This window comes from Candidatus Micrarchaeia archaeon, from assembly GCA_041650355.1.
Taxonomy (GTDB): domain Archaea; phylum Micrarchaeota; class Micrarchaeia; order Anstonellales; family Bilamarchaeaceae; genus JAHJBR01.
Window position 1 is genome coordinate 1 of sequence record JBAZLI010000094.1, and the last position, 3,119, is coordinate 3,119.

6 protein-coding genes are annotated in these 3,119 nt (G+C 50.4%); 3 read left to right on the forward strand and 3 right to left on the reverse strand.

The genetic code is table 11. The features are described 5' to 3' along the window. Both WC488_05145 and WC488_05150 read right to left on the reverse strand, forming a co-directional pair. Positions 1-219: hypothetical protein (locus tag WC488_05145; protein MFA5077782.1), on the reverse strand; the 219-nt coding region annotated here is incomplete at its 3' end. A gap of 2 nt (positions 220-221) precedes the next feature. After that, the gene (locus WC488_05150; protein MFA5077783.1) at positions 222-767 is read right to left on the reverse strand and encodes a hypothetical protein; all 546 of its coding nucleotides are present in this window, start codon (positions 765-767) and stop codon (positions 222-224) included. Positions 768-925: 158 nt separating this feature from the next. Between WC488_05150 and WC488_05155 the strand changes: the two genes are divergently transcribed. From WC488_05155 to WC488_05165, 3 genes are all read left to right on the forward strand, one after another. After that, positions 926-1,357: a helix-turn-helix domain-containing protein gene (locus WC488_05155; protein ID MFA5077784.1), complete on the forward strand. Its 432-nt coding sequence runs from the start codon at positions 926-928 to the stop codon at positions 1,355-1,357. 665 nt (positions 1,358-2,022) lie between these two features. Next, positions 2,023-2,166, forward strand: a complete 144-nt coding sequence (locus WC488_05160; protein MFA5077785.1) for a hypothetical protein — start codon at positions 2,023-2,025, stop codon at positions 2,164-2,166. A gap of 50 nt (positions 2,167-2,216) precedes the next feature. Beyond that, positions 2,217-2,723, forward strand: coding sequence for a hypothetical protein (locus tag WC488_05165; GenBank protein ID MFA5077786.1), 507 nt, complete (start codon positions 2,217-2,219; stop codon positions 2,721-2,723). Between the two features lie 85 nt (positions 2,724-2,808). Here the strand turns inward: WC488_05165 and WC488_05170 are convergent. After that, positions 2,809-3,119, reverse strand: a 311-nt coding sequence (locus WC488_05170; GenBank protein MFA5077787.1) for a Lon-insertion domain-containing protein, incomplete at its 5' end; no start/stop codon positions are given.

A 3,119-nucleotide genomic window follows, 5' to 3' on the forward strand; every position in this document is an offset into this window, starting at 1 on the left:
GAGCACGCCGGTTTCCATCGCGTATTTCAGCCTTAGCGCGGAAAACGCGTACTCCTTGGTCACGAGGTTGAGCGGGTGGGTGACGCACTCGTATTCTATCGTGTCGGTTATTATGAATTCCAGGTTGAATTTGCGGGCCATGAATTCGAGCGAGTCGGCCATGCACGAGTCCGCGAGAGATATGAGGGCGCTCGAGTCGCAGAGTATTTCCTTTCGCATTTTCATCCCTCGAGAAGCCTTCTGAGCGCGGCCATGCGGTCCTTCAGCCCGCGCTCCTCGCGTATCCTGTCGAACATCATCGTGTGGCCTGCGTAGGAAAGTATTTCCTGCTTTTCTATTCCGGTTATCTCGGAGGCGGTACCGAGGGAGATGCCCTGCGCGTAAAGCGTGGCCGCGACTTTGAGCTTGCCTTTCGTGAGCAAATCCGTGAGGAAGCGCTGGTCCTGGGCCTCTATGCTCTTTATCGAGGAAACGAGCTTCGTGAAATGCTGCTGGAATTCCTCCTCCGTGCACTCCGCCTGGCAATTCGCGAGCTTCTCCAGGTCGGACTGCATGCGGTTCATGTGCTCGTAATACTTTCTTTCCATGAAGCGGGGCTTGCCCAGGATTTTGGAAAGCACGTAGGCGATTACGGCGAGCCAGTAGAACTTTTTGGAATACACGAGGGAAGCTTCGCGCAAGATGGATTCGTTGAGTTTCCTGAGCTTCTTGCCATCTCGTTTTTTGAAGGCGAGGAAAATCTCTTTCATGTATTCATGGGGCTTCATTCGGTGCACCGTCGTGGAAGAATTGGAGGAAAGCTTTATAAACCTTTCATGACTTATCATGACAGAATCATGACACTTGCATGATTCCATCACAACATCCTGTCGTTGCTTGAACGACAAGCGTCATAGAAAACGCCCCAAAGGGGCAGGTGATTTCCGTGACAGACGACGCTAACGAAGACAAAATATTTAAACTTAACCAAGCCAGCCTCCGGGAAGAGGTGCGTGGAGACGTTGCGAGGAACCTGGAAAAGTTCAACGACCCGCTCATACTCGCGGAGATTGCCTACAAGCTCAGGGAAGAGCGCGAGAACACCAACAGGATACTGAAGACCCTGCTGGAGAAGATAGAGTCGCTCGAAAGGAAGCTGGAAAGGCTTGAGGGCAGGAAGGAAGCTCCGATGCTTCCGGAGGTAGACGAGGCGATTGTGAATTTCCTGAAGGAAGGGCCGAAGGCTGCGGAAGACGTGCAGAAGAAGCTCGGCTACAAGGGAAGGAACGCCGCCTCGGCGAGGCTGAACAGACTCCACGGCTGTGGGGTCGTTGTCAAGAGACAAGTAGGGAAAAAAGTTTTCTTCTCGCTTGCATAGGCAGATGAGTGAACTGCCTTTGAGCCGCCGCAAGGCGGATGAGCAAGGCGACAATGCGCCGGCACAAAATTTATGAAATTTTGTGCGCGTTTGTAAATGAGAACCGCGTTCGAATTTACAAACACAACAGGGCGCGAGGGGAAAACGGGCGATTGGCCGCAGGGCCCGATGCATCCTATCCCCAGATACGTGCATCACGCTTACGCATAGGGGACCAGAAACCTCCCACCCAATTTTACTCTGGTCCATATGTGTAGATTTCCCCGGGGGCACTAATTACCCACCTCGCTCCCGGGATTATTTTCCCGTTCCCGATTCGCCTAACCGCGAATGGGCCGCAAATCTAGACCGATTTGCCGGTTCCCCTTCCTACTCACTATTCCCTCATGTCTCACAAATATCAAAAGAATCGGGAAACGGGCCTTGGCTGAACGGGGCTCGGCTTCTCTTCATTCACAAATCGCCATTTCATGCGGCGTTCATGCTGAAAAGGGCGTTGCGCGCAAGCGTGGCGCCCTTTCCCTCACTTCAGACAATTAAGATTTTACGAAACAGATTCAACCTAATTTATTGGTTCGAACAAGCAGTTTCAGCAAAATTAGTTACGGACCCCAACACTTATTAAGTATTTATTACGTAGTATTAGATAGGTTTCGGTGAATAGAATGGCAAAACCAATTGAGTATGTTATTGAATTAAGCCCGAACGAGGCAGAGCGGTTTCTGGAGGACTGGGTGAATAAGAAGCCTAACCCAGCCAGGGATGCAACAATAGCGAGAGCCAAAAAACTCAACATTGAGGTTAGGTAGGTGTTCCTCTGCCTGCGAAATACACATCTGATGAGGTTTACGTATCTATTTTGAAAGAGGAGCACGCCGCTTCAATCGCTAACTTTTCCTGTGATGACGAAGAACTCAATGAGTATCTGAAAAAGGACGCCTTAGCCTATCAAAAGCTTCATTTGGGCGTCACCTATATTCTTTTTACAAAGGCAGCCAATAAACCAATTTCTTATATGACTCTGGCGATGGGTTCGCTCAAAATACCTGATAAATGCGAGTTCACGCTGCGGGGTAAAAAACTGGGGGATTATGCGAAAATGTTTCCCCAGCAATTTCCTGCCCTTCTAATCGGCAAACTCGCAACTGATAGGAACGAGGAGGGTAAGGGGGCGGCGAGTCTCCTTTTAGACTATGCCGCTAAAATAGCCATAGCTGCAAGGCAACAATTCGGCTGCTCGCACCTTATCGCTCACGCCAAGGCAACTCAGAAAATCGTGGACTGGTATAAGAGAAGGGGGTTGGTAACTTACGTTGAAGATTTGACTAAGCGGGATAGTATCCCGATGTATTTTGAGCTGCCGTAAAGGCGTCATTGCGGTCTCTTTCACGTAACAACTGAGACTGGAGGGTTTAATAGGTGGGAGATTGTCTTCCAGAGCCATAAAAGAGCTAAACTGAATCGCTTCCTTTCTTCTCGCCTTTCACGGCGTAATCAGCCATCCCTGCCTTCCACCAGTTCGGATAGGTTTCCTGGATTTGCTCCTCAACTGTTTTGGAGTATTTCAGGGCTTCCTTCACATGGGAGCGGGATATGAACTGGGATTTGTCCGCGACCGCGAAATCCCCCGCGAGTTTTATCACTCCGCTCAGCCCTCTGAGCCTAAGCGTGAGCCCCGAGGAGCTGTCTATCTCTTTCGCCCAGCGCTTGGCTTCCTTAAGAATTTCATCAACCGCGCTTCTGTCCGCGTGGGGTATCTTCC

Excerpts from the sequence above, each read along its gene's own strand:
- WC488_05160 (MFA5077785.1), top strand. The coding sequence starts at position 2,023 with ATGGCAAAACCAATTGAGTATGTTATTGAATTAAGCCCGAACGAGGCA.
- WC488_05150 (MFA5077783.1), bottom strand. The coding sequence starts at position 767 with ATGAAGCCCCATGAATACATGAAAGAGATTTTCCTCGCCTTCAAAAAA.